This is a genomic window from Sphingomonas dokdonensis, from assembly GCF_002197685.1.
Taxonomy (GTDB): domain Bacteria; phylum Pseudomonadota; class Alphaproteobacteria; order Sphingomonadales; family Sphingomonadaceae; genus Sphingomonas; species Sphingomonas dokdonensis.
This window is the reverse complement of record NZ_NBBI01000004.1, coordinates 183986-208852: the sequence shown is the minus strand read 5'-3', so window position 1 is coordinate 208852 and position 24867 is coordinate 183986. Positions and strand designations below refer to the sequence as shown.

The following is a 24867-nucleotide window of genomic DNA, read 5'->3' as shown; positions in this document are numbered from 1 at the left end:
AGTTCGATGAGCGGGCGGGTAGAACGATCACTGCCTTATTGCAACCGACTTTCATTATCGAGGATCGTTCTGTCGGCGTTCCGCGGTTCAGGCCACCGGGTAGGGGGTGAGGGTGGCGCGGTTCTCGTCGGCGGCGACGGCGCGGCCGATCATGGGAAAGGCGCGCTGCGGGCAGGCGGTGCGCTCGCACACCTTGCAGCCGACGCCGATCGGCGTGGCGGCGCGCGGATCGGTGAGGTCGAAGCCGCGCGAATAGACCAGCTTGGGCGCATGGCGGATGTCGCAGCCTAGCGCGATGGCGAAGGTCTTGCCGGGTTCGCCGAAGGCGCCGGCGGTGCGGCGCACGGTGCGCGCCACCCACAGGTAGGTGCGGCCATCGGGCATCTGCGCGACCTGGCGCAGCACGCGGCCGGGCTGAACGAACGCCTCGTACACTTTCCACAAGGGGCAGCTGCCGCCGACGCGGGAAAAGTGGAAATCGGTGGCGGACTGACGCTTGGAGATGTTGCCGGCGCGATCGACGCGGATGAAGAAGAACGGCACGCCGCGCGCCTCGGGGCGCTGGAGCGTGGAGAGGCGGTGGCAGATCGTCTCGAACCCGACGCCGAAATGGCGGCCGAGTTTCTCGATGTCATACGCCTGCGCCTCCGCCGCGGCGAGGAAATCGGCATAGGGGAGGAGGAGCGCGCCGGCGAAGTAATTGGCGAGGCCGATGCGGGCGAGGCGGCGTGCCTCGGGACCGGTGAGGATCGGATCGTCGGCAAGGCGGTCGATCAAGTCGCCGAGCTCGAGGAAGGCGAGCTGGGTCGCCATCTGGAACGCCTGCTGCCCCTGACGCAGATCAGGCGAGACGTGGAGCGTGCGGGTCGCGGGATCGTAGCGGCGCTGCACCGCGCCGGGCTCCGCCAGCGCGACGGCGATGCCGTGGCGGGTGCGCAGGCGCTCGATCAGCCCGGCGTGGACACGGCGCGGGGCGAAGCCGGCCTCCTTGTAGAGGCGCTCCGCCGCCTGATCGAGCGGCTCGATATGATTGTAGTTGGCGTAGAACAGCTCGCGGACCTGCTCGAACGGCATGCGCGCGCCGCCGCCCTCGATCCACTGATCGCCAAGCTGCGCGGCCATTGCCTCGTTGCGTTCGGTCAGGTCGCGCTGGCGGCGGTGGAGCGCGATCAGCGTGCGGGCGACCGCGGGCATGTTGGTGGCGAGTTCGCGAATTTCGGCAAGGGCGATCGGCTCGGGGGCTTCGGTCAGGCTGTCGCGCAGATCGGTGATGAGGCGCGCCTCCTCGTCTTCCGAGAAGAGCTGGACGTCGATGCCGAACGCCTGGTTGATCTTGAGCAGGACGGGGACGGTGAGCGGGCGTTGGTTCTGCTCGATCTGGTTCAGGTAGCTGGTCGAGATGCCGAGCGCCTGGGCGAGCTCGACCTGCTTCAGGCCGCGCTCCTCGCGCAGGCGGCGCAGGCGCACGCCCATGAAGGTTTTCCGCACTTCGCTTCCTTCGCAGCGGGCAGGGCGCCCGTGGTGCGGTGGATGGTAGCGCGTTGCGGATGTTGCGAACAGATGCGTCATGCCGGCCTCGTGCCGGCATCCACCCGTCCGAGAACTTCACCAGCGTTGGAAGCGCGGAAGCGTGGATGCCGGCACGAGGCCGGCATGACATTTGGGTGGTCGGCTGCCTTACCCACGATCGTCATCCCGGACTTGATCCGGGATCCAAGGTGCCGCGTACACTTTGGTGTCAACGTTTGCGGGCTGTTGGACCCCGGCGCGGGGGCCGGGATGACGTGGGATACGGGGGCGAGCCTTAGCCCTCCTGCGGCATCACCGGGACGATCGTCTTGATGATGCTGGCGTCGAGTTCCTCAAAATCATGCAGGCCGATCGTGTCGTACAGTTCCTGGCGGGTCTGCATGCGATCGACGTACTTGTGGGTGCCGCCATGTTCCTTGATCGAGGCATAGAGTTCGGCCTGCGCCTTGTTGGCGACGCGCAGGGAGGACACCGGCCAGATCACCATCTTGTAGCCCATCTCCTCGAACTCGGTCGCGGTGTAGAAGGGCGTCTTGCCGAATTCGGTCATGTTGGCGAGCAGCGGCACGTTCGGCACCGCCTTGGCGAATTTCTCGAACATCTCGCGCGTGTTGAGCGCCTCGGGGAAGATCGCGTCGGCACCGGCCTCGACATAGAGCTTGGCGCGATCGACCGCGGCGTCGAAGCCTTCGACACCGGCGGCGTCGGTGCGCGCGACGATCACGATGTCGCGCGCGGCCTTCTTCGCGGCGGCGACCTTGGTGGCCATGTCCATCGCCGAGACGAGGTTCTTGCCATTCAGGTGGCCGCACTTCTTGGGCAGGATCTGGTCCTCGAGGTGGACCGCGCCTGCGCCGGCATCCTCGAACGTGCGGACCATGTGCATGACGTTCAGCGCCTCGCCATAGCCGGTGTCGCCATCGACGAGCAGCGGCAGGCCCGACGATCGCGCAATCTGGCGGATGAAGAAGGCGACTTCGTCGACGGTGATGATGCCGAGATCGGGCAGACCCATCGACGCGGTCATCGCCGCGCCCGACAGGTACAGGCCGTCGAACCCGGCGTTGCGCGCCTGGATCGCCGACTGGCCGTTGTGCGCGCCGGGAAGCTGGAAGATGCCGGGACGCTCAAGGCCGGCGCGGAAGCGCTTGCCGGCGGATTCGGTGGGGAGGTCGGAGGCGAGGAGGTAGGGCATTGGTGGTCCTTGTTTGTGCGACGTCTAGCGTGGGCGCGCAGTAGCAGCCCAGCTTGGCGCGACCAATCTGCCGTTGATCGCGCCTCCGGTCCTCAGTGTGGGCGGGCGCTTACTTGCGCTCGGCCAGCGGCACCCACTTCAGATCTTCCGGGCCGGTGTAATTGGCCGACGGGCGGATGATCTTGTTGTCTTCGCGCTGTTCGATGACGTGCGCGGCCCAGCCGGAGGTGCGGGCGATGACGAACAGCGGCGTGAACATCGCGGTGGGGACGCCCATCATGTGATAGGAGACGGCCGAGAACCAATCGAGGTTCGGGAACATCTTCTTCACGTCCATCATCACCGTTTCGAGGCGATCGGCGATGTCGTACATCTTGGTCGAGCCGGCCTCGTCCGACAGCTTCTTGGCGACGCGCTTGATGACGACGTTGCGCGGATCGCTGATCGTATAGACCGGGTGGCCGAAGCCGATGATGACCTCCTTGGCTTCCATGCGCTTGCGGATGTCGGCCTCTGCCTCGTCCGGGTTCTGGTAGCGCTTCTGGATCTCGAAGGCGACTTCGTTGGCGCCGCCGTGCTTGGGCCCACGCAGCGCGCCGATCGCGCCGGTGATGCACGAATGCATGTCGGAGCCGGTGCCCGCGATGACGCGGCTGGTGAAGGTGGAGGCGTTGAATTCATGCTCGGCATAGAGGATCAGCGAGGTGTGCATCGCCTGCACCCAGCTCTCGCTCGGCGCTTCGCCATGGAGCAGGTGGAGGAAGTGGCCGCCGATCGAATCGTCGTCGGTCTCGACCTCGATCTCCACGCCGTTGTTGGAGAAGTGATACCAATAGAGCAGCATCGAGCCGAGGCTGGCCATCAGCCGATCGGCGATGTCGCGCGCGGCCGGGCTGTTATGATCGTCCTTCTCCGGCAGCGCGCAGCCGAGCGCGGAGACGCCGGTGCGCATCACGTCCATCGGGTGGGCGGCGGCGGGGAGCGCGGCGAGCGCCTCCTTCACGGCAAGCGGCAGGCCGCGCAGCGCCTTCAGCTTGGCCTTGTACGCCTTCAGCTCGGCGGCGTTGGGGAGCCAGCCGTGGACGAGGAGGTGGGCGATCTCCTCGAACTCCGCCGTTTCGGCGAAATCGAGGATGTCATAGCCGCGGTAATGCAGGTCGTTGCCGGTGCGGCCGACGCTGCACAGGGCGGTGTTGCCGGCGGCGACGCCCGAGAGGGCGACGGACTTCTTGGGCTTGAAGGTGGGCGCGGTGGCGGTGTCGGTCATGCTCTTTCGGTCCTCTTTCTGCTTGTCCGGTTGCCCTGCGGCGGGCGTGTTACAAATGCTATCGTTTCGGGCACGGCGGTCGGTCAGAAACTGCCCTGCGGCACGCGGACGTTGCCTTCCATCAGGATGCGGGCGCTGCGGCTCATGATCGCCTTGGTGACGGTCCATTGGCCATCGACCTGCCTAGCCTCCGCGCCGACGCGCAGCGTGCCCGAGGGGTGGCCGAAGCGAACCGACTGCCGCTCGCCGCCGCCGGCCGCCTGGTTGACGAGCGTGCCGGGCACCGCGGCCGCGGTGGCGATGGCGACCGAAGCGGTGCCCATCATGGCGTGGTGAAGCTTGCCCATCGACATGGCCCGGACGAGGAGGTCGATATCGTCGGCCTTCACGATCTTGCCGCTGGACGATGGGTAATCGGTCGGCGGGGCGACAAAGGCGATCTTGGGGGTGTGCTGACGCTTGGCGGCTTCCTCGGGCGACTTGATGAGGCCCATCTTGAGCGCGCCAATGGTGCGCAAAGCCTCGAAGCGGCGCAGCATGTCCGGGTTGCCATTAATCGTCTCGCGCAGCTCGGTGCCGGTGAAGCCGATGTCGGCGGCGTTCACGAAGATCGTCGGGATGCCCGCGGTGATCATCGTCGCCTTGAGCTTGCCGCCGGGCACGATCTCCTCCGGCACGTCGAGTTCGTCGACGAGATTGCCGGTGGGGAACATCGACCCGCCCTCTTCGCCGTCATCGGCGGGGTCGACGAATTCAAGGACGATCTCGGCCGCTGGGAAGGTGACGCCGTCGAGCTCGAAGTCGCCGGTTTCCTGCACTTCTCCGTTGGCGACGGGGACGTGAGCGATGATCGTCTTGTTGATGTTCGCCTGCCAGATGCGGACGGTGCAGATGCCGTTCTCGGCACGGTTGGCATCGACATAGCCGGCGTGGATCGCGAAGGCGCCCGCGCCGGTCGACAGGTTGCCGCAATTGCCCGACCAGTCGACGAAATCGGTGTCGATCGACACCTGGCCGTAAAGATAGTCGACGTCGTGATCGGGCCGGCTGCTCGGCGAGACGATGACGCACTTGCTGGTGCTGGACGTTGCGCCGCCCATGCCGTCGATCTGCGCGGCATAAGGATCGGGGCTGCCGATGACGCGCTGGAACAGCTTGTCACGCGCGGCACCGGGGACGCGGGCGGCTTGGGGCAGGTCTTCCAGGCGGAAGAACACGCCCTTGCTGGTGCCGCCGCGCATATAGGTGGCGGGGATGCGGGTCTGGCCGGCCATCAGCGTGCTACCTCGATGTAAGTGTCTTCGTCATGCCGGGCTTGTCCCGGCATCCACCGGGCCGCAATCGCGACGCCGTTGAGTTCGCGGCGGAGTGGACCCCGGCACAAGGCCGAGGTGACGATGGTTTGTGGGGCAGGGATCACGCGGCCGCCGCTTCGGAGGCGAGGAAGTCTTGCGCGAAGCGCTGCAGCACGCCGCCGGCCTCGTAGATCGACGCTTCCTCGGCGGTGTCGAGGCGGCAGGTGACGGGCACCTCCTGCGTCGACCCATCCTTGCGCTTGATGATCAAAGTCAGCGTGGCGCCGGGCTGGCGGTCGCCGATCACGTCATAGGTTTCGGTGCCGTCGAGTTCGAGCGTCAGGCGCGTGGTGCCCGGCTTAAACTCGCACGGGAGCACGCCCATGCCGATGAGGTTGGTGCGGTGGATGCGCTCGAAGCCCTCCGCCACGATCGCCTCGACGCCGGCGAGGCGGACGCCCTTGGCGGCCCAGTCACGCGAGGAGCCTTGACCGTAATCGGCCCCGGCGATGATGATCAGCGGCTGCTTGCGCTCGGCATAGGTTTCCATCGCTTCCCACATGCGCATCACGGTGCCGTCGGGCTCGACGCGGGCGAGGCTGCCGCGCTTCACCTGGCCATCGACCACCGCCATTTCGTTGACAAGCTGCGGGTTGGCGAAGGTGGCGCGCATCGCGGTCAAGTGATCGCCGCGGTGGGTGGCGTAGGAATTATAATCCTCCTCCGGCACGCCCATCTTGGTGAGGTATTCGCCTGCCGCGGAGCTCGGCAGGATCGCATTTGAAGGCGACAGGTGATCGGTGGTGATATTGTCGGGCAGGATGGCGAGCGGGCGCATGTCCTTCAGCGTGCGCGGGTGCGCCGCCAGCGCGCCGACCCCCTGCGTGTCCCAATAGGGCGGACGACGGATGTAGGTGGAGGTGGGGCGCCAATCGTAGAGCGGGCTGATCTTGTCCGCCGACTTCGCGCGCGCGCCGAACATCGGCTCGTACACGCTGCGGAACTGCTCCGGCTTCACGTGCGCGGCGACGATCGCGTCGATCTCCTCGTCGGTCGGCCACAGGTCCTTCAGGCGGATCTCGCGGCCATCGACCGTGCCGAGCACGTCCTGCTCGATGTCGAAGCGGATCGTGCCGGCGATCGCATAGGCCACCACCAGCGGCGGCGAGGCGAGGAACGCCTGCTTGGCATAGGGGTGGATGCGACCGTCGAAATTGCGGTTCCCGGACAGGACGGCGGTGGCGTAGAGATCGCGGTCGATGATCTCCTGCTGGATCTTGGGATCGAGCGCGCCCGACATGCCGTTGCAGGTGGTGCAGGCGAAGGCGACGATGCCGAAGCCGAGCTTCTCCAGCTCGGGCAGCAGGCCGGCCTCCTCCAGATAGAGGCGCGCGACGATCGAGCCGGGGGCGAAGCTGGATTTCACCCACGGCTTGCGGACGAGGCCGAGCTCGTTGGCCTTCTTGGCGACGAGGCCGGCGGCGACGACGTTGCGCGGGTTCGACGTGTTGGTGCAACTGGTGATCGCGGCGATGATCACCGCGCCGTCGGGGAGCAGGCCTTCGCGCTCCTCCGCTTGCGCCGCCTCCAGGCCGACCGCCACGCCGCTTTCGACAAGCGAAGACGTCGCGAGGCGGCGGTGCGGGTTGGACGGGCCGGCGAGGTTGCGCACCACGCTCGACAGATCGAATTCGAGCACGCGCTCATACTCGGCGGTCTTGAGCGCGTCGGCCCACAGGCCGGTGTGCTTGGCGTAGGTTTCGACCAGCTTGACCTGATCGCTCTCGCGGCCGGTGAGCAGGAGATAGTCGATCGTCTGTTGGTCGATGTAGAACATCGATGCGGTGGCGCCGTACTCCGGGCACATGTTCGAAATGGTCGCGCGGTCGCCGATCGTCAGGCTGTCCGCGCCCTCGCCGAAGAATTCGAGCCAGGCGCCGACCACACGCTCCTTGCGGAGGAATTCTGTGATCGCGAGAACGATGTCGGTGGCGGTGATGCCCGGCTGGCGCTTGCCGGTGAGCTTCACGCCGACGATGTCAGGGAGGCGCATCATCGACGCGCGGCCGAGCATGACCGTCTCGGCCTCCAGCCCGCCGACACCGATCGCGATGACGCCCAGCGCGTCGACGTGCGGCGTGTGGCTGTCGGTGCCGACGCAGGTGTCGGGGAAGGCGACGCCGTCGCGCAGCTGCACGACGGGCGACATCTTTTCCAGGTTGATCTGGTGCATGATGCCGTTGCCGGCGGGGATCACGTCGACGTTCTGGAACGCCTCCTTGGTCCATTCGATGAAGTGGAAGCGATCCTCGTTGCGGCGATCCTCGATCGCGCGGTTCTTTTCGAACGCTTGCGGATCGAACCCGCCATGCTCGACCGCAAGGCTGTGGTCGACGATCAGCTGGGTGGGGACGACGGGGTTGACCTTGGCAGGATCGCCGCCCTGGTCGGCGATCGCGTCGCGCAGGCCGGCGAGATCGACCAGCGCCGTCTGGCCGAGGATGTCGTGGCAGACGACGCGCGCGGGATACCAGGGGAAATCGAGATTGCGCTTGCGCTCGACGATCTGGGTCAGCGCGTCGGTGAGCATGGCGGGATCGCAGCGGCGGACGAGCTGCTCGGCCAGCACGCGCGAGACATAGGGCAGGCCGTTATAGGCGCCGGGGCGGATCGCCTCGATCGCGTCGCGCGTGTCGAAGAAGTCGACCTCAGTACCGGGTAGTTGCTTGCGATGGGCGCGGTTCATGGCTGGCTCTCTGTCTGGCTTGGCGGCGCGCACCGACACTCTCCCGAGACATGCGCGTCGCTGCTGGGCGATCACCCGTTACCATTTGTGCATTATCCGCAACGGCGCAACCCGCAGCGCCCATCTAAAGCGCGAAGATTGGCGGATGGCGTGGGTGCGGATTTGCAAAAGTTGCGAACGAGTGTGCGACGCGCATCGCGCTCGGCCGGAGCGGGGACGAGCTCGGCACGTCTGTAATCATGACGCGTTTTGCGCTAAAGCGAAGGCATGACCAAGCCAGTCACCACCGATATCGACCGCCCGATCCTGACGCCGCCCGACGGGCACAAGAAGGTGCTGCTGCACAGTTGCTGCGCGCCGTGCTCGGGCGAGGTGATGGAGGCGATGACGGCGAGCGGGATCGATTACACGATCTTCTTCTACAATCCGAACATCCACCCTAAGGAGGAATACCTCCTTCGCAAGGAGGAGAACATCCGCTTCGCCGAGGCGCACGACGTGCCGTTCGTCGATGCCGATTACGACACGGTGAACTGGTTCAAGCGCGCGCGTGGCATGGAGAACGAGCCGGAGCGCGGCGTGCGCTGCACCATGTGCTTCGACATGCGCTTCGAGCGGACGGCGCTCTATGCGCACGAGAACGGCTTTCCGGTGATCACCTCGTCTCTGGGGATCTCGCGCTGGAAGAACATGAACCAGATCAACGATTGCGGGGAGCGGGCGGCTGGGCGCTATCCCGACCTCAGCTATTGGACGTTCAACTGGCGCAAGGGCGGCGGCGCGGCGCGGATGATCGACATCTCCAAGCGCGAGCAATTCTATCAGCAGGAATATTGCGGCTGCGTCTATTCGCTGCGCGACACCAATGCGCACCGCGTGTCGCAGGGGCGCGCGGAGATCGAGATCGGCAAGCTGTTCTACGGCGTCGACGAGCCGGCGTGATCGTGCCGGGGCTCGTAAGGATGTGAGTAGCGCCCCTCTCGCTTGTGTGGGAGGGGCGGATGGGTCAGGCGAGTTCGAACCAGACGGGACTGTCCGCGAAGAGCGCGCTTGCGTCGCGCGTGGTGCCCGACGCGAAGCGGATCGACGTATCTGCTGGCGTCGCCTCCTCCAGTCGGACGGCGCAACGGAATGTCTTGCCATCGTGCCGGCGCTCGAAGGCGAGCAAGCGCGCATCGCCCGAAACGTGGGCCGGCTCGTAGCTGCCGGCGGTGAACAGTGCCGGATGGCGGCGGCGCAGGTCCAGCAGGGTGGTGAGCAGCCGTAGCTTGGGCGGCGGCGCGGCGAGAGCGGCGCGGCGCGCTTGGTAGTCGATGGGGCGGCGGTTGTCAGGGTCGACCAGGCTGAGGTCGGCGAACTCGTTGCCCTGATAGAGGTCCGGCACGCCGGGCATGGTACAGCGGAGAGCGACTTGGACCAGGCTGTTGTGCTCGGCCGCCGGTGCGATCTCCGCCAGGAAGGCGGTCATCGAAGCGCGGAAGCCTTCGTCGGCGATGAGCGCGGCGGCGAGGGCGTTGCAGCGTGCCTCGTACGCCTCGTCGGGGGCTTCCCAGGACGAGCGCAGCTTGGCCTCGCGCAATGCCTTGGTCTGCCAGGCGGCGATGCGCTCGGCAAAGCTGTCGTCGGCCGCGTCGGGCCAAGCGCCGAGTAGTGATTGGAACAGCATGTAGCGATCGCCGCGGTCGACGCCGTCGGACAGCGGATCGGCGATTGCCTCCCATTCAGCGACGATCGTGCGCCAGCGAGCGGGCATCGCGCTCAGGACCGTGAGGCGGGCGCGGGTGTCCTCGCCGCGCTTGTGATCGTGGGTGGCGGTGGTGAGCATCGCGCGCGGCCAGTGGGTAGCGCGGTCCTGCATGCGCTGGTGGAAGTCGGCTGGGGTCAGCGACATGCGGGCGGCGTCGAAGCCGACGTCGTTACGCGACAGCAGTCGCCCGTAGCGGTAGAAAGCTGTGTCTTCCAATGACTTGGCGGCGATAGGTGCGGAGAGCTGTTGAAAGCGGCGAACCGCTTCCGCGCGCGTTTCTTCCTCGCCCGGACCGTCGCCGGCGAGCCAGTTGAGGATCAGGTCGGCGACATGCGCCTCGCCGGGGGGAAGACGCGGGGCGACGCGCGCGCGAACCTGGGCGCGGATCGGGGCATCGCTGGGGGGCGCATCGGGGCCATAGGTGCGGTACACGGGGAATACCCAGAGGAGCCGCTCCACCGCGCGCCGCAGCATCGCGCGCGTGATCCCGTCGGGCGCGATGGCGGCGAATGCATCGACGCAGCCTTCGAGCTGGCCGGTGAATTGCCAGGCGAGGAGCTGCTGGCGCGCGAGCAGTTCTTCCGGCGCCAGCTCTGCCGGACGTCCGCTGATCTCCTGCCACAGGTCGCTGAGCGGTTCGGCACCTGCCGGATCGTGCAGCAGGGCAGCGACTTCTTCCATGAAATCGTAGCCGCTGGTCCCATCTACAGCCCATTCGTCGGTCAGGGGCTCATCAGGGCCGAGGATCTTTTCGATGACGATCCACGCGTCGCCGCCGAGGCGTTCGCGCAGGCGGCGGCAATAGCCGAGCGGATCGGTGAGGCCGTCGACGTGATCGACGCGGACACCGTCGATCAGCCCTTCGTCATGGAGACGAAAATAGAGCGCGTGGGTGCGGTCGAACACCTCAGGCTCTTCGATACGAACGCCGGCCAACTCGTTGATGGCGAAGAAGCGGCGCCAGTTCAGTTCGTCGTTAGCGGTGCGCCATAGCGCTAACCGGTAGTGCTGCCGGTCGAGCAGCGCGGCGAGCGGCTCGCGATCGGGTGCGTCCTGATCCGTGTCACGCAGCGGAAAGCGCTGGTCACCATAGGCGACGAGCCACCAGCGATCCTCGTGCCGCTCGATCGTCAGCACGCCGTAGTCCAGCGCCTCGGTCAGCGAGGTCCCGAGCACCGGAAGAAGGATGGGGCGCGACCAGTCGATGTCGAACACGTCGGCGTAGCGGCTATTGCGGCCGTGGCGCAGCACGTCGTTCCACCAGGCGTTGCTGTCCCCGGCGACGCCCATGTGGTTCGGTACGATGTCGATGACGATGCCCATATCGCGGGCGCGGAGCATTTCGACGAGGTGGCGGAAGGCAGGCTCGCCGCCGAGTTCGGGATTGATCCGCGTGGGGTCGACCACGTCATAGCCGTGGGTCGAGCCGGGCGCGGCGGTGGTGATGGGCGAGGCGTAGATGTGGCTGATCCCGAGACGATCGAGATAGGGCACGATCGCCTCCGCATCGGCAAAGGTGAAGCCGGCGTGGAATTGCAGGCGGTAGGTGGCGCGCGGGGTCATCCAGGCCTCTTGGTGGTAAGCATTCGGGTACGCGCCGCGACCGGCGGCCGGGCGAGCAGCGCGTCGGTCGCGGCGGGCATGCGGCGGCGCCAATTGGGGTGTTCGTCGGTGGTGCCGGGCAGGTTCGGCTGCTCCCCCAGCCCGAGCAGGTCTTCGAGCGGATAGATGGCGAGCGGGGCGGGCGCATCGGCGACGGTCTCGAGAATCTGGTCGAGTGGTGCATCTGCGGGCGGGGACCCGACGCCGGCGAGTGCCTGCCAAAGCGCAGTGCGCTCGCCGGCGCGGTTCTCGATCCCCGCGGGATCGGGTTTGCCGGCGATCTGGGCGCGCCATTCTATGTCGCGGCCGTGCCACCAGCCGCTGACCGTCGGCGTGTCGTGGGTGCCGGTCATGGCGACCGCGCTTGCGTCCCAGCGCTGCGGCGGGACGAAGGCGCCCGCCTTGTCGCGCTCGAACGGGAGGACGCGCATGCCGAGCATGCCGCGGATCGCGAGATCGTCGCGCAGGCCGGGCGGGACGGTGCCCAGGTCCTCCGCGATGACGATCGCGTCGGTGCGGTGCGCCTCGATCGCGACGATGGTCTTCAGCGCGTCGCCGGGCATGGTCAGGTAGGCACCATCCGCGGCGGTCGCGCCGTCCGGCACGATCCACAGGCGATCGAGGCCGATCGCATGATCGATGCGGATGCCGCCGGCATGCCGCAAAGTGGTGCGGATCGTGTCGATAAAGGCGCGATAACCGCTGCGAGCGAGCTGATAGGGATCGAGCGCGGAGATGCCCCAATTCTGGCCGTCGGGGCCGAGCGGATCGGGCGGCGCGCCGATGGTGACGCCGTTGAGCAGGTCCGCACCGCTACTCCAGCCGTGGCTGCCGCCGCGGTCGGTTCCTACGGCGAGATCTGCGATAAGGCCGACAGCCATCTGTTTTCGCGCGCTTCTTTGCGCAGCGGCCAGGCCCTGATCTGCTAGCCATTGCAGGAAGACGTAGAAGGAGACGTCGTCGGCGTGATCGGCAGCGAAGCGCTGAACTGCGTCACTAGTAGGGTCACGCAACTCGGCCGGCCAATCGAGCCAGCCGTTTCCGCCGAGCCGCGCGTGGATGGCGTCGAAGCGGGCATGCGCTTCAAGTGCGAAGCCGCCTTCCTTGCGGTAGGTGGCAACTGCTTCTTGGACAGGGTCGCCGGCTTTGTCGAAGGTGCTGCGCAGGAGCTTGAGGTGGCGTGGAAGCGCGCCTTGCCAGTCGATCAGCTCGGGCGCGGCATCGGAATTGGCGGACGCCATGCCGATCGTCGCCGGATCGGCGAGCATGACGTTGTGGAAAAGGCGCGAGGAGGGCGCGTAGGGGCTGAAGCGGTGGGGATCGGCGGGGAAGAGCGCGTGGGTGGGGCTGATCGCCAGCGCGGCGGCGCCGGCGCGGCCGAAGGCGGCGGCGCTGTTGGCGAGCGTGTGAAAGGTACCATAGCCGCTGTCCCGATCGTCGCGGAGCGCGGGGATCTGGACGGCGAGGCCCCAGCCTCTTGCGGGTGGCTGCGGGCAGCGCGGCGGGGCGATGGCGAGCGTGTACTGCCGCGTGCCGAGCGTCAGCCGATGGTAGCCAACCTCGCTTATTGCGTCCTGTCCGAGCACGAGGGGGCGCGCGGTGCCGCTTTCGAGCGTGACTTCGGCGGTGCCGTGAGGCGCATCCGGGAGGCGTATCGGCTGTCCGACAACCGCAGTGACAAAGGGCTGGTCGGCCGGGGTCGGATCGAGGCAGGCGAGCAGGGTTTCGAGCACCGCGTCGTCGACCTGCTGTGCGCGACCGGCGGCATTGGTCCAATCGCGCATGAGGCCCGCGGCCTTGGCCGCTGCGTGGAGGCTGGTCATTCGATCCACGCGACGAAGCGGTCGTCGGTGGTGAAGAGCGGGGTTGGCGACGCTGCCGCGCCGGTCTCGGCCGATGTGGAGCCGGTGCGTTCGTCGGCGGATCGCGCTTCGGCTTCGCTGATCATGAGCGGTGCGGCGGGGAGCGGGGCGGGGTTGTCGGCGAGATCGATGACGATCGTCAGGATCTTGCCGCCGCGCAGGCGCCAGCGGGCGGTGACGCGCGCGTCGCCGGTCGCCTGCGCGCCGAGGCTGCGAATGCGCGGCAGGTCGTTGCTCGCGCCGTCGCTGACGGGCATCGTTGCGGTGTCGGCGAGGTGCGGAACGATCTGTTCACGGCGCAGGCGCAGCAGGTGCTGATAGAAGGAGCGCCAGGCGGGGGCGTCAGGGCCGGGCTGCGGGATCGACGCGGCAAAGGTGCTTTCCGCATTGGGATCGGGGATGCGCGCGCGGGCCTGCTCGTCGGCGAATGCCGCGAACTTGGCAAATTCCTTGCGACGCCCTTCGCGGACCGCGTCGGCGAGGTCGTCGTGGAAGTCGGTGAAGAACAGGAAAGGCGTGTCGCTGCCTTCTTCCTCGCCCATGAACAGCAGCGGGATTTGTGGTGCGAGGAGCATCAGCGCGGTGGCGGCGCGCAGTTTGGCGGGATCGGTTAGGCGCGTCAGCCGCTCGCCCATGGCGCGGTTGCCGACCTGATCGTGGTTCTGGAGGAAGCTGACGAAGCGCGTCGGCGAAAGGTGAGCGCTGGGCGTGCCGCGCGGCTTGCCGTCGTGATTGGGCGAGGGGTCGCCCTGGTAGATGAAGCCCTCCGCGAGGCAGCGCGCGAGGCGTTGAGCCGGTCTGTCGGCGAAGTCGCCGTAATAAGCGCTGGTTTCGCCGGTGAGGAGCACGTGGAGGACGTTGTGGAAATCGTCGTTCCATTGCGCGTCATAGGCGTCCGGACGCAGGCGGGCGGCGTCGTTGTGCTCGTTTTCCAGCACGAGATGGACGTGGCGGTCCGGCAAAGCGGCACGGATCTCGGCGGCCATTGCGTCGAGGAACGCGGGGTTGTCGATCGCGTGGACGGCGTCGAAGCGCAGGCCGTCGACGCGATAGTCGCGCAGCCACATCAAGGCATTGTCGATGAAGAAGCGGGCGACCGCGGGCTCGTCGACGGCGACGGCGCCGCCCCAGGGCGTGGCGACGTCGCGGTGGAAGAACCGGTCGGCATAGAGGCCGAGGTAGTTACCGTCGGGGCCGAAGTGGTTGTACACGACATCCAGGAAGACGCTGAGGCCAAGTTCATGCGCGGCGTCGATCAGCGCGCGCAGGTCGTCGGGCGTGCCATATGCCTCGTGGACGGCATAGGGGAGGACGCCGTCATAGCCCCAGCCGCGCATGCCGGCAAAGGCGTTGATCGGCATGAGCTGGATCGCGGTGACGCCAAGCGCGGCGATGGCGGGCAGCCGCTGGGTGATACCGGCAAAGCCGCCCAGCGTGCCGGCGTGCAGCTCCATGAACACCATCTTGTGCCACGCACGGCCGCGCCAGTCTGGCGTGCGCCAGGCGTAGGCGTGGTCGCGGACGATGCTCCAGCCGTGAACGCCGCCGTCCTGTCGCCGGGATGCGGGATCGGGAACGGCGGTGTCGCCGATGCGGTAACGATAGCGGGTGCCCGGCGGGGCGGGGAGGGTGGTCTCCCACCAGCCGTTTGCGGTGGGGGTGAGGGATGTGCGTGCTTCTTCCGCTGTTCCCCGGCCCTCGCCGGGGTGCAGGGTTGAGGCTGCGATTTCTATCGCGACCGTTTCCGCGTCGGGCGCCCAGAGGCGGAAACGGGTGGTGCCGTCGGCCAGCGGCTCGGCGCCCCACCGCATCATGCCTCCCACGCGCTGGTCCAGGTGAGGAGGACGGCGCCTTGTGGGGCGACCTCATATTCGTTGCCGATCTCGATCTCGCCCTGATCGGGGCGGGCACTGTCGATCAGCACGGTGCGGCGGGTTTCCGGCGGGGGCAGGTGGAAGGTGATCGGTTCGCTGCTGGCGTTGAGGAGGAGCGACACGGCCTCGACGTCGCCGGCCTCGTTCCGGATCGCGCGGCGCATCATCAGCGCGCGGCCTTCGGGATTCTGCCAATCCTCTGCGCTGAGCTGCTGCCCGCGTTCGTCCCACCATTCGACGTCGTTGACGCCGTGACCGGGCGAGTCCTGACCGTAGAGGAAGGTGGGCGCACGCAGCACGGGGTAGCGGCGGCGCAGCTCGGTCAGGCGGGCGGTGAAGTCGATCTGCTGCTGGCCCGCCAGCGAGGCGGCGGCCTGCCAGTCGAGCCAGCTGATCTCGTTATCCTGGCAATAGGCGTTGTTGTTGCCGTGCTGCGTGCGGCCGAACTCGTCACCGGCGACCAGCATCGGCGTGCCGAGCGAGGCGAGCAGAGTGGTCATCATCGAGCGCATGACGCGGCCGCGCGCGTCGTTGATCGCGGGATCGTCGGTCGGACCTTCGGCGCCCCAGTTTCGCGAATGGTTATTGTCGTGGCCGTCGCGATTGTCCTCGCCGTTCGCCTCGTTGTGGCGGTCCTCGTACATCACCGTGTCGGCGAGGGTGAAGCCGTCGTGCGCGACGAGGAAGTTGACGCTGGCCCACGGACGACGTGCGCGGCGGTCGAACAGGTCGCCCGAGCCCGCAAGCCGTGCGGCAAGGTCGCCGCGCTTGCCGGCGTCACCCTTCCAATAGCTGCGCACCGTGTCGCGATATTTGTCGTTCCATTCGGCGAAGCCGGGCGGAAAGTTGCCGAGCTGATAGCCGCCGGGGCCGACGTCCCACGGCTCGGCGATCAGCTTTAACTGGCTGAGGACGGGGTCCTGGCGGACGACGTCGAAGAACGCGGCGCCCGGGTCGAAGCCGGTCGCCTCGCGGCCGAGCGTGAGGCCGAGATCGAAGCGGAAGCCGTCGATGCCGAAGCTGGTGGCCCAATAGCGCAAGGAGTCCGCGACCATCTGGATCACGCGCGCCTTGCTCATGTTGAGCGTGTTGCCCGTGCCGGTATCGTTGATCGTGTAGCGCGGGTTGTCCTGCACGAGGCGGTAGTAGCTGGCGTTGTCGAGGCCGCGCCACGACAGGGTCGGGCCGCGTTCGGAGCCTTCGCAGGTGTGGTTGTACACCACGTCCATGATGACTTCGATGCCGGCCTTGTGCAGGCGGTGGACGGCGCGGCGCAACTCGTCCTGATGCTCGCCCGCCATATACGCCTGTTCGGGGGCGAAGAAGCCAAGCGTGTTGTAGCCCCAGTAATTGCGCAGGCCCTTTTCCTGCAAAAAGCGATCCTGCGTGAACGCCTGGATCGGGAGTAGCTCGACCGCGGTGACGCCGAGGCGCTGGAGGTGGCGGATGACGGCGGGATGACCGAGCGCGGCGTAGGTGCCGCGGTCGCGCGCGGGCACTTCCTCCATCAGCTTGGTGAGGCCCTTGGTGTGCGCCTCGTAAATGACGGTTTCGGACCAGGGCGTGTTGGGGCGGCGATCGCGTGACCAGTCCCAATGATCGTCGACCACCACGCTCTTGGGCATCGCCGGCGCGCTGTCGCGTTTGTCGAAGGAGAGGTCCTCGCGGCGGTGACCGATGCGATAGCCGTGCAGCGCATCGGTCCACTTGATCTGGCCGTGGAGCTTGCGGGCGTAGGGATCGAGCAGCAGCTTGTTGGGATTGAAGCGGTGGCCCGCCTCCGGCTCGTAGCGGCCGTGCGCGCGATAGCCGTAGAGCAGGCCGGGCTCGACGTCGGGCAGGTAGCCGTGGAATACCTCGTCGGTGCATTCTGGCAGCCAGAAGCGCTTGATCTCGCGCTTTCCGGCGGGATCGAACAGGCACAGCTCGATCGCATCGGCGTTGGCGGAGAAGACGGCGAAGTTGATGCCGAGGCCATCGAACGTGGCGCCGAGCGGATAGGGAAAGCCGGGCTGGAGCCGGTCGACGGAGAAGGACAAGCGGCGGCCTCGCTAAAGCAAAGGTAAGCGGCAGGATGAGGCGTTCACCCTGCCGAGACTTGATCGTTGACGGAGAGGGGCTTGGCCTATTTGGACGGCTTGCCCGATGATTTCGGCGCCGGGGCGATCGGCGTGCCGGCGGCTGCGGCGACACCGCTAACCTGCGGGATCTCGTCGGCGCCCTTAGCAGCCTTCGCGTCGGCGGCGCCGGTGTCCTCAGGCTCGCCGAAGGGAAGGTCGTCGGCCTGCGCGGCGATCAGCCCGTTTTCGCCGGCGCCCTCGACTTCGGCCTGCGCGCGAGACCAGTGATCCTGCTCGCGGCCGGCCGGCTCGCCCTCGTCCTGCCAGATCCGGTAGGCGCGTTCCCGGATTTCCTGCTCGCGTTCGTCAGTCACGGCCGTTCTCCTTTATGACGCTCGGTCAAACGCGCGCGGCGGGGAAATGGATCGCAGCGCCGGATAAAATATTGGCGCGTCGGTCAGCGGCGATAGGGGCTGCCGAGATTGGGCATCCAGCCGGCCGTTGGCGCCGGCGCGGTGACGCCGCGCGATTGCCCGCGGAAAGGCGCTGGCGCGACGGCGGCGCGCGCGCGGGCGGCCTGGGGGTCGATCTGCTGGGCGAACTTCAAACCGGCAGCACCGTCCTTCACCCAGACAATGGTGGCGGCCACCGATTCGAGCGCGCCGACCGTGACGAGAACGGTAGCCCCGACCACGAAGCCTTCGGCATGGTCGATCCGCACGCCACCGACGGAAAGATCGCGCACCCGGTGCGTGCTGGGCTGCCGCTTGCCGAAATGCTCCACGGTCGCGCTGAGGAAGACACTGTGGCGGGGCGCGCGGTCAGGCGGCGCTGCCTCTACGCCGGCCGGTTCGTCTGAACGGTCCGCCTCGCTCATGAGGCTAGAATTGGGAAGCGATCGGCGGCGGTGCAACCCGCAAAAATGCGGTTTTAGGGACTTGAGATGTTATTACGTCATTATTAACGAGGGGCAAAGAAGTGGTCGGGGGAATATCAAGTGAAAGTACATGCCATTCTGCTGGCGGGCACGAGCCTGATCAGCCTGCCGGCCCATGCGCAGACCGCGCCAACGACGACGCCCGCAGCGAACCAGCCCGCCACAGGGCGCGCGGGACACGTCGATGCCTCGCCCGAGATCGTCATCACCGCGCCGTTCGTCCGCGACCTGAACCTGCTGGCGGGCAAGTCCGTCATCACCGGCGACGAGTTGGTGCAGGACATTCGGCCGCAGATCGGCGACACGCTGACGCGCCAACCGGGTGTTTCGGCAACCTCCTTCGGCCCCGGCGCCTCGCGCCCGGTGCTGCGCGGTTTCCAGGGCGAGCGCGTGCGCGTGCTGACCGATGGGCTCGGCTCGCTTGACGTGTCGAACACCTCGACCGACCACGGCGTGACGATCGATCCACTGACGGCGGAGCGGATCGAGGTGCTGCGTGGGCCGGCGGTGCTGCTGTTCGGCAGCCAGGCGATCGGCGGCGCGGTGAACGTAATCGACCGCCGCATTCCCCGTGCGGTGCCCGAGAAGGGCTATCACGTCGACGCGATCGGCACCTATGGCTCGGCGGCGGACGAGCGCAGCGGTGGCGCGGGCGTCGATGTGGCGCTGTCGAATCAGATCGTGGCGCATGTCGACGGCAGCTATCGCAAGTCTGAGGATCTGCGCATCGGCGGCTATCAGCTTGCCCCCTCGCTGCGGCAGGAGCAGCTAGCGATCGCTGCCGAGGAGGCTGAAGAAGGCCATGCGGAGGAGGCCGCCGACGCGACGGCCTTGGCCAATCGTCGTGGCCGCGTGCCGAACAGCGGCACCGAAACCTATACGCTGGGCGGTGGCCTGACGCTGATCAACGACGGCGGCAGCCTGGGCGTGTCGGTCGGCTATTATGACAGCAAGTACGGCGTGCCGGAGCGGCCCGGTGCGGGTCACCATCACGGGGGCGAGGACCATGATGGTGAGGAGGAGCACGACCATGACCACGATCATGAAGAAGAGGGGCATGAGCATGGCGATGTGACGATCGCCATGAAGCAGTTCCGCGCCGACCTGCGCGGCGAGGTGAATGCTAATGGCGAGTTCCTTGACAAGATCCGCATTCGCGCGGGCTTTGCCGACTATAAGCATACCGAATTCGAGGGTGCCGAGGTGGGCACGGTGTTCAACTCGCAGGCGTTCGAGGGCCGCCTCGAATTGGTGCAGGCCGATCGGAACGGCTGGCGCGGCGTCACCGGCTTTCAGGGTTTCACGCGCGATTTCTCCGCAATCGGCGCTGAAGCGTTCGTGCCGCCGAACGTTACCGACCAATATGGCGTCTTCACCCTGCAGGAGATCGATCGGGGACCGTGGGAAGTCGAGTTCGCCGGCCGGTACGAACATACCGACGTGCGCGCCACGGGGGTGACGGTCGGGCTGGACGAGGATGCCCCGACGGTGGGAGTCAGCCGGAATTTCGATGCATTCTCCGGGGCGCTCGGCTTCTCCTATGCGGTCGCGCCCGAGGTGAAGATCGGCATCAACGGATCGCGTGCCGTGCGTGCGCCGTCGGCGGAGGAGCTGTTCTCGAACGGGCCGCATATCGCCACCCAGGCGTTCGAGATCGGCAATCCGAACTTCAAGACCGAAAAGAGCTGGGGCCTGGAGCTTTATGCGCGCGGCCGCACCGGACCGGTGCGCTTCCAGGTGAGCGGCTATGCCACCTGGTTCGACGATTACATCTATGAAAATGCCACCGGGCTGGAGCGCGACGAGCTGCCGGTGTTCCAGTATTTTCAGGCCGGTGCGCGCTATTATGGCGTGGAGGGCGAGCTGACCGCGGACCTGATCCGCCGCGGCGGTTTCGAGCTGGATGGCAATCTGGTCGCCGATTACGTCAATGCGAAGCTGACCAACGGCCGTGGCTGGGTGCCGCGTATTCCGCCCTTCCGCGTGCTGGGTGGACTGACCGCGCGCGCTGGCGATTTCGGCGGCCGGATCGAGGTGGAGCATGTCACCGCGCAGGATCGCGTGGCGGCATTCGAGACGCGCACGGACGATTTCACGCTGGTGAACGGATCAGTATCGTTCAAGCCGTTCGGGCGCGAGAGCGAAACCACCCTGATCGTCTCGGCGAACAACATCTTCGACGTGGATGCGCGCCGGCATGCCTCATTTACGAAGGACTATGTGCCGCTCGCGGGACGCGACATTCGCGTTGCGGCGCGGGTCAGCTTCTGAGGCTTTCCGTCATGCCGGGCCAGCCCGGCAACCAGCGTTTCGCGCTCTTGCTACGTTAGCGAGCGCGGGACCTTGGACCCCGGCGCAAGGCCGGGGTGACGGTGTGATCTGTTACGGCGGCGACGGTCTGTCGCTCGCCGGCAGGCGGACCGGATCGCCTTAGAGGCACGCCTCCAGGAACGCCTGGTCGAAGCCGAACTGCTTCGCCTTGTCGATCGTGTAGGGGCGCAGTCCCATGGCGCGGTACTCGCCGATGATCTTGCCGTCGGCGGACTCGTCCAAATATTCGAACTTGAAGAGCTCCTGCGTGACAATCACGGGGCCTTCCATGCCGATCACCTCGGTGACGTTGGTGACGCGGCGCGAGCCGTCGCGCAGGCGCTTTACCTGGATGATCATGTCGACCGAGTCGGCGATCTGGCGGCTGATCGCCTCCTTGGGCACCTTGATGTCGGACATCATCACCATGTTCTCCATACGCGCCAACGCCTCGCGCGGGGAGTTGGAGTGGAGGGTACACATCGAGCCGTCGTGACCGGTGTTCATGGCAGACAGCATGTCGAAACACTCGCTGCCACGAATTTCGCCCAGGATGATGCGGTCCGGACGCATACGCAGCGCGTTCTTGACGAGATCGCGGATCGAGATCTCGCCCTGACCTTCGAGGTTGGCGGGGCGCGTTTCGAGCGGAAGCCAGTGCGGCTGCTGAAGACGCAATTCGGCCGCGTCCTCGATCGTCAGCACGCGCTCGCCCGGGTCGATCATTTTCGACAAGGCGTTGAGCATCGTTGTCTTGCCCGAGCCGGTACCGCCGGAGATGACGATGTTGAAGCGGCAGGCGCCAGCGATCTTCAGTGCGGTCGCCATTTTCGGCGACATCGAGCCGAAGCCCGCCATCATGTCGAGCGTGATCGGCTTGGCGGAAAACTTACGAATCGAGATGGCGGTGCCGCGCAGGGAGAGCGGCGGGACGATCACGTTGACGCGGGAACCGTCCTTCAGGCGGGCGTCGGCAAGGGGCGTGGTCTGGTCGACGCGGCGGCCGACTGAGTTGCAGATGCGCTGCGCGATCTGGAACAGATGCTCTTCGTCGCGGAACTGGATCTGCGCGAGCTGGAGCTTGCCCTTTTTTTCGATAAAGGTCTGGTCGGGACCGTTGACCATGATGTCGGAGATTTCGGGGTCGGCGAGCAGCTCCTCGAGCGGTCCGAGGCCGAGCAGCTCGTCGACCAGTACCTTTTCCAGCGCGAATTGTTCGCGTCGGTTAAGCGTGAGCTTCAGCTCGGCGAGCACTTCGCCGATGATCGGGCGGAATTCCTCGGCGAGCTCGTCCTTGCCGAGCGTGGCGGCGGCTTCCGGGTCGACGCGTTCGAGCAGGCGTGGGAGCACCTGTTCCTTGATCTTGTGGATTGAGGATTCGAAGCCCTCGACGCGGCTGTTGCCCGCTTCGCCCGACGCGGCCTGACGATCGGCGAGCCGCTGCATCGCATTCATCTGCATGCCGGCGACCTGGCCAAGCCCTTCCGGCGCGGCGACCTCACCCGGCAGCGGGAGCGTATCGAGCGACGGAAATTGCTCGCCACCCTGATCGGGGCGCGGCGCACCGCCCTGCATCGGGCGCGCGACGCCGAAGCCCGGCCGTGCACCCGTACCCACATTATTCCGACGCCCGAATGCGTTCATTTGACCAACAATCCTGCCTGTCTGCACGATGAGGCTAGGCAGCAAGGCTTTATATTTACCTAAATTCGTGAGGCGCCCGGTGTGGCCGGCGAGCGGCGGGCATGCGCGGGATTAACTGTTCGGGTGCAACGACCGCCGTTCAACCCTGACGATTGCGCTCCCGCGTCAACAGTGCCTGCTTGCGCTCGGGCCCATAGGCATAGCCGCCGATCGTGCCGTCAGCGCGGGTGACGCGGTGGCAGGGGATCAGCACGGGCACATGGTTCGCGCCGCACGCCGATCCGGCAGCGCGCACCGCCCCGGGGCGGCCGGCCAGTGCGGCAAGCTCGGCATAGCTGCGCGTCTCGCCTGCCGGAATGGTGCGCAGCGCCTGCCAGATCGCCTCCTGAAAGGCGGTGCCCTGTACGTCGAGCGGCAGATCGGGATTGCGGCCGGGCTGTTCGACGGCGGCGACCACCTGGGCGGCGAGATCGACCAGTGTCGCGTTGCCCGCGATGATCTCGGCGGCCGGGAAATGGGCACGTAGGAAGGCGTCGTCGGCGTCAAAGGCGACTTGGCAGATGCCGCGATCGGTGGCGGCGACGAGGACCGGGCCGAGGCTGCTTTGCGCGACAACCCAGCGGATCGTGACGCCCGCGCCGCCACGTGCCCAGGCGCTTGGCGTCATGCCGAGCCGGGGGGCGGCGTGAGCGTAGAAGCGGCTCGGCGCGGAGTAGCCGGCCGTATAGATCGCCTGGGTGACGCTGGCCCCATCCTGCAAGGCGGTGGCGGCGCGGCGCGCCTTCAGCGCGCGGGCGTAGGCGGCGGGCGTGACGCCGGTCGCGCGCTTGAACAGGCGGTGGAAGTGATGGGGAGCGTAGCCGACCGTCACTGCCAGATTGTCCAGCGTTGGCGTGGTCTCGTCGGCTTCGAGCATCGCGATCGCCCGTTTGACGGCGACCGAGTCGCGGGCGGCGTCGTCCGGGCGGCAGCGCAGGCAGGCGCGGTAGCCGGCGGCGCGGGCGGCGGGCGGATCGGGGTAGAAGCTGACGTTTTCCGGGCGGGGATGGCGCGCCGGGCAGCTTGGCTTGCAATAGATGCCGGTGGTGCGCACCGCAACCACGAAGCGCCCGTCCGCCTGCCGATCACGCGCGGCGAAGGCGGTCCAGGCGCCCTGATGATCGATCGTGTCGCTCATGCCGGCCGATGTAGGCTGGCGCGAGGCGGTGCGCATCCCGCCGCTTGCGATCAAAGCGCGGTGTTAGAAGCCCGGCTCCTGAACGTTGAAGTGGCGCGTGCCGCCGCCTGTACGTCGGGGCGGGCGCGCAGCTTGCCGAGTTCGGCGACAACCGGGTCGCGGGGCAGCGTGTTGGGCGGCGCGTTGAAGGTGCTGAGCTCCTCCAGCGCGCCATGCCGCTGATCCTTGTTCTCCAGCCGGGCGATCATGCTGGCGGCTGCGCCGTCGAGATCGCCGCGGCATAGCTGGAGCTGGGTGAGCGTGCCGGGTGCGTCGTCGATATGTGCCCGTGCATAAGCAAGGTCGGCATCGGCCACCGCCTGCCGGCCAAGCCGGTGGCTGGCACAGCCGCGCACGCCGACGATCTGCATCACGCCATAAGGGCTGGCCGTCCCGTCGCCGGCTCCGGCAAGCGGCAGGAGCGTCTCCACTGCGCCGGCCGGATCGCCGGTGTTGAGCTGGAGATTGGCGAGGTTGATCGTGTGGCTGACGTTGACGGCATTGCCTTCCTTGATCGCGCTCGCCGTGCGCAGGGCGGCGACAGCGGCGGGCACGTCGCCGGCCGCACGATGCGCGCGCGACATCTGATCCCACCACCAGATCACATTGTCGTCGCGGTCGCTGAGCGGCGCGTCGCCCTTGATCGCCGGTTCGATGGTGCGCAGCGTCGCCAGCGCGTCCTGCGGGCGGCCGAGCATGCGTTGATGCTCCGCCACGTCGATCACCGGCCGGATCGCATTGGGGAAGCGGCCGACCTGGGTGCGAAGCTGCGTCAGGTACCGCTCGGTGACGGCGCGCAGGTTCAGATCGTCGCCGAGTACGGGACGGAAGCGGGGATCGAGGCTGAGCGACATGAGCAACGATGGGTTGGTGAGCAGGCGCGCGATGGCGTCCGCCTTCTCCTGCTCACCGGCGTCCGCCAGCAGCAGGGCATAGCGATAGCGGAAGCCTTCGGTGCTGCCGCCGGGCTCTTCGGGCCAATAGCTGCTATCGGCGAAGAGCGCGAGATAGCGGCGGCGGAGCGCGGTTTGATCGGCGCGGCGCAGTTGCAGGTCGATGTAGTTCAGCCATGCCAGTGGCACCCTGTTGAGGTACAATGGCCGCTCGGCAGCGACCCGTTCGAACGAGGTGACCGCCGCCGGCCAGTCTTTCGTTCGCACCTCGCGGTCGAGCCGCACACCCCACACGCCATCGCCGCTGCCTTGCATGTCGCTCGCCAGCATCGCCTCGGCATAGGCCTGGGCCTTGTCGCTCTCCTGAGACGATTGCGAAAGACAGAGCGCCGAAAACTCGAGCAAGACCCGGCGCACCCAATCGTTCTGCTTGTAGTCGGGCGTCGCTTTCAGGCGGTTTACCGATTCGAGCACCGCCGGACAGTTCGGCTCGTCAAAGGCTGTTGTGGCTTTTTCCAGCTCGGCCATGGCAGACGGCGACGGCTCGATTGGTCCAGCCCACGTGCCCGCGATAAGTGCGGCGAGCGTCAACATCTCCAGCATCGATAATCCCCCCGACCGCTTTGGTAGCAGCTTCGCCATGGTGCGCCAGAGTTGCGGTGGACGCTTGCGGCTCTTTCGCTACGGTG

At 67.1% G+C, this 24867-nt stretch carries 16 protein-coding genes; 2 read left to right on the top strand and 14 right to left on the bottom strand.

Translation table 11 applies throughout. The features are described from left to right. Positions 1-87 precede the first annotated feature (87 nt). The 5 genes from SPDO_RS11815 to acnD all read right to left on the bottom strand — a co-directional run bounded on the left by SPDO_RS11815 (position 88) and on the right by acnD (position 8033). The gene (locus SPDO_RS11815; protein WP_088367854.1) at positions 88-1488 is read right to left on the bottom strand and encodes a short-chain fatty acyl-CoA regulator family protein; all 1401 of its coding nucleotides are present in this window, start codon (positions 1486-1488) and stop codon (positions 88-90) included. 316 nt (positions 1489-1804) lie between these two features. Further along, positions 1805-2725 (bottom strand): methylisocitrate lyase, encoded by a 921-nt coding sequence (gene prpB / locus SPDO_RS11810; protein WP_088367699.1) that lies wholly within the window; start codon positions 2723-2725, stop codon positions 1805-1807. A 109-nt stretch (positions 2726-2834) separates the two neighbouring features. Continuing rightward, positions 2835-3992 carry a bifunctional 2-methylcitrate synthase/citrate synthase gene (gene prpC, locus SPDO_RS11805; protein ID WP_088367698.1) on the bottom strand — a complete coding sequence of 386 codons (1158 nt, stop codon included), beginning with the start codon at positions 3990-3992 and terminating at the stop codon, positions 2835-2837. Between the two features lie 83 nt (positions 3993-4075). Further along, positions 4076-5266, bottom strand: a complete 1191-nt coding sequence (gene prpF / locus SPDO_RS11800) for a 2-methylaconitate cis-trans isomerase PrpF (protein WP_088367697.1) — start codon at positions 5264-5266, stop codon at positions 4076-4078. Between the two features lie 142 nt (positions 5267-5408). Beyond that, positions 5409-8033: a Fe/S-dependent 2-methylisocitrate dehydratase AcnD gene (acnD, locus tag SPDO_RS11795; RefSeq protein ID WP_088367696.1), complete on the bottom strand. Its 2625-nt coding sequence runs from the start codon at positions 8031-8033 to the stop codon at positions 5409-5411. Between the two features lie 267 nt (positions 8034-8300). Here acnD and SPDO_RS11790 point away from each other — a divergent pair, with 267 nt between their 5' ends. Further along, the gene (locus SPDO_RS11790) at positions 8301-8975 is read left to right on the top strand and encodes an epoxyqueuosine reductase QueH (protein WP_088367695.1); all 675 of its coding nucleotides are present in this window, start codon (positions 8301-8303) and stop codon (positions 8973-8975) included. 64 nt (positions 8976-9039) lie between these two features. On the opposite strand, the gene treY is transcribed toward SPDO_RS11790, so the two are convergent. The 6 genes from treY to SPDO_RS11760 all read right to left on the bottom strand — a co-directional run bounded on the left by treY (position 9040) and on the right by SPDO_RS11760 (position 18055). Next, on the bottom strand, positions 9040-11343 hold the full coding sequence (gene treY / locus SPDO_RS11785) for a malto-oligosyltrehalose synthase (RefSeq protein WP_088367694.1): 2304 nt from the start codon (positions 11341-11343) through the stop codon (positions 9040-9042). Continuing rightward, positions 11340-13205, bottom strand: a complete 1866-nt coding sequence (gene malQ / locus SPDO_RS11780) for a 4-alpha-glucanotransferase (RefSeq protein WP_088367693.1) — start codon at positions 13203-13205, stop codon at positions 11340-11342. Before malQ ends, treY begins: the two co-directional genes overlap by 4 nt. Then, a complete protein-coding gene (gene treZ, locus SPDO_RS11775) occupies positions 13202-15058 on the bottom strand; it encodes a malto-oligosyltrehalose trehalohydrolase (RefSeq protein ID WP_088367692.1) in 1857 nt (618 codons plus the stop codon). Before treZ ends, malQ begins: the two co-directional genes overlap by 4 nt. Beyond that, positions 15055-17157, bottom strand: a complete 2103-nt coding sequence (glgX, locus tag SPDO_RS11770) for a glycogen debranching protein GlgX (protein ID WP_088367691.1) — start codon at positions 17155-17157, stop codon at positions 15055-15057. Before glgX ends, treZ begins: the two co-directional genes overlap by 4 nt. Before the next feature lie 86 nt (positions 17158-17243). Further along, positions 17244-17552 (bottom strand): DUF2934 domain-containing protein, encoded by a 309-nt coding sequence (locus SPDO_RS11765; protein WP_088367690.1) that lies wholly within the window; start codon positions 17550-17552, stop codon positions 17244-17246. Between the two features lie 83 nt (positions 17553-17635). Continuing rightward, the gene (locus SPDO_RS11760; protein ID WP_088367689.1) at positions 17636-18055 is read right to left on the bottom strand and encodes a PilZ domain-containing protein; all 420 of its coding nucleotides are present in this window, start codon (positions 18053-18055) and stop codon (positions 17636-17638) included. A gap of 120 nt (positions 18056-18175) precedes the next feature. Here SPDO_RS11760 and SPDO_RS11755 point away from each other — a divergent pair, with 120 nt between their 5' ends. Then, positions 18176-20386: a TonB-dependent receptor gene (locus tag SPDO_RS11755; RefSeq protein ID WP_245829427.1), complete on the top strand. Its 2211-nt coding sequence runs from the start codon at positions 18176-18178 to the stop codon at positions 20384-20386. A 159-nt stretch (positions 20387-20545) separates the two neighbouring features. Here the strand turns inward: SPDO_RS11755 and SPDO_RS11750 are convergent, their stop codons facing one another. The 3 genes from SPDO_RS11750 to SPDO_RS11740 all read right to left on the bottom strand — a co-directional run bounded on the left by SPDO_RS11750 (position 20546) and on the right by SPDO_RS11740 (position 24781). Next, the gene (locus SPDO_RS11750; RefSeq protein ID WP_088367688.1) at positions 20546-22069 is read right to left on the bottom strand and encodes a TadA family conjugal transfer-associated ATPase; all 1524 of its coding nucleotides are present in this window, start codon (positions 22067-22069) and stop codon (positions 20546-20548) included. 139 nt (positions 22070-22208) lie between these two features. After that, positions 22209-23246: a bifunctional DNA-binding transcriptional regulator/O6-methylguanine-DNA methyltransferase Ada gene (gene ada, locus SPDO_RS11745; protein WP_088367852.1), complete on the bottom strand. Its 1038-nt coding sequence runs from the start codon at positions 23244-23246 to the stop codon at positions 22209-22211. Between the two features lie 50 nt (positions 23247-23296). Then, the gene (locus SPDO_RS11740; RefSeq protein ID WP_088367687.1) at positions 23297-24781 is read right to left on the bottom strand and encodes a tetratricopeptide repeat protein; all 1485 of its coding nucleotides are present in this window, start codon (positions 24779-24781) and stop codon (positions 23297-23299) included. Positions 24782-24867: the final 86 nt, after the last annotated feature.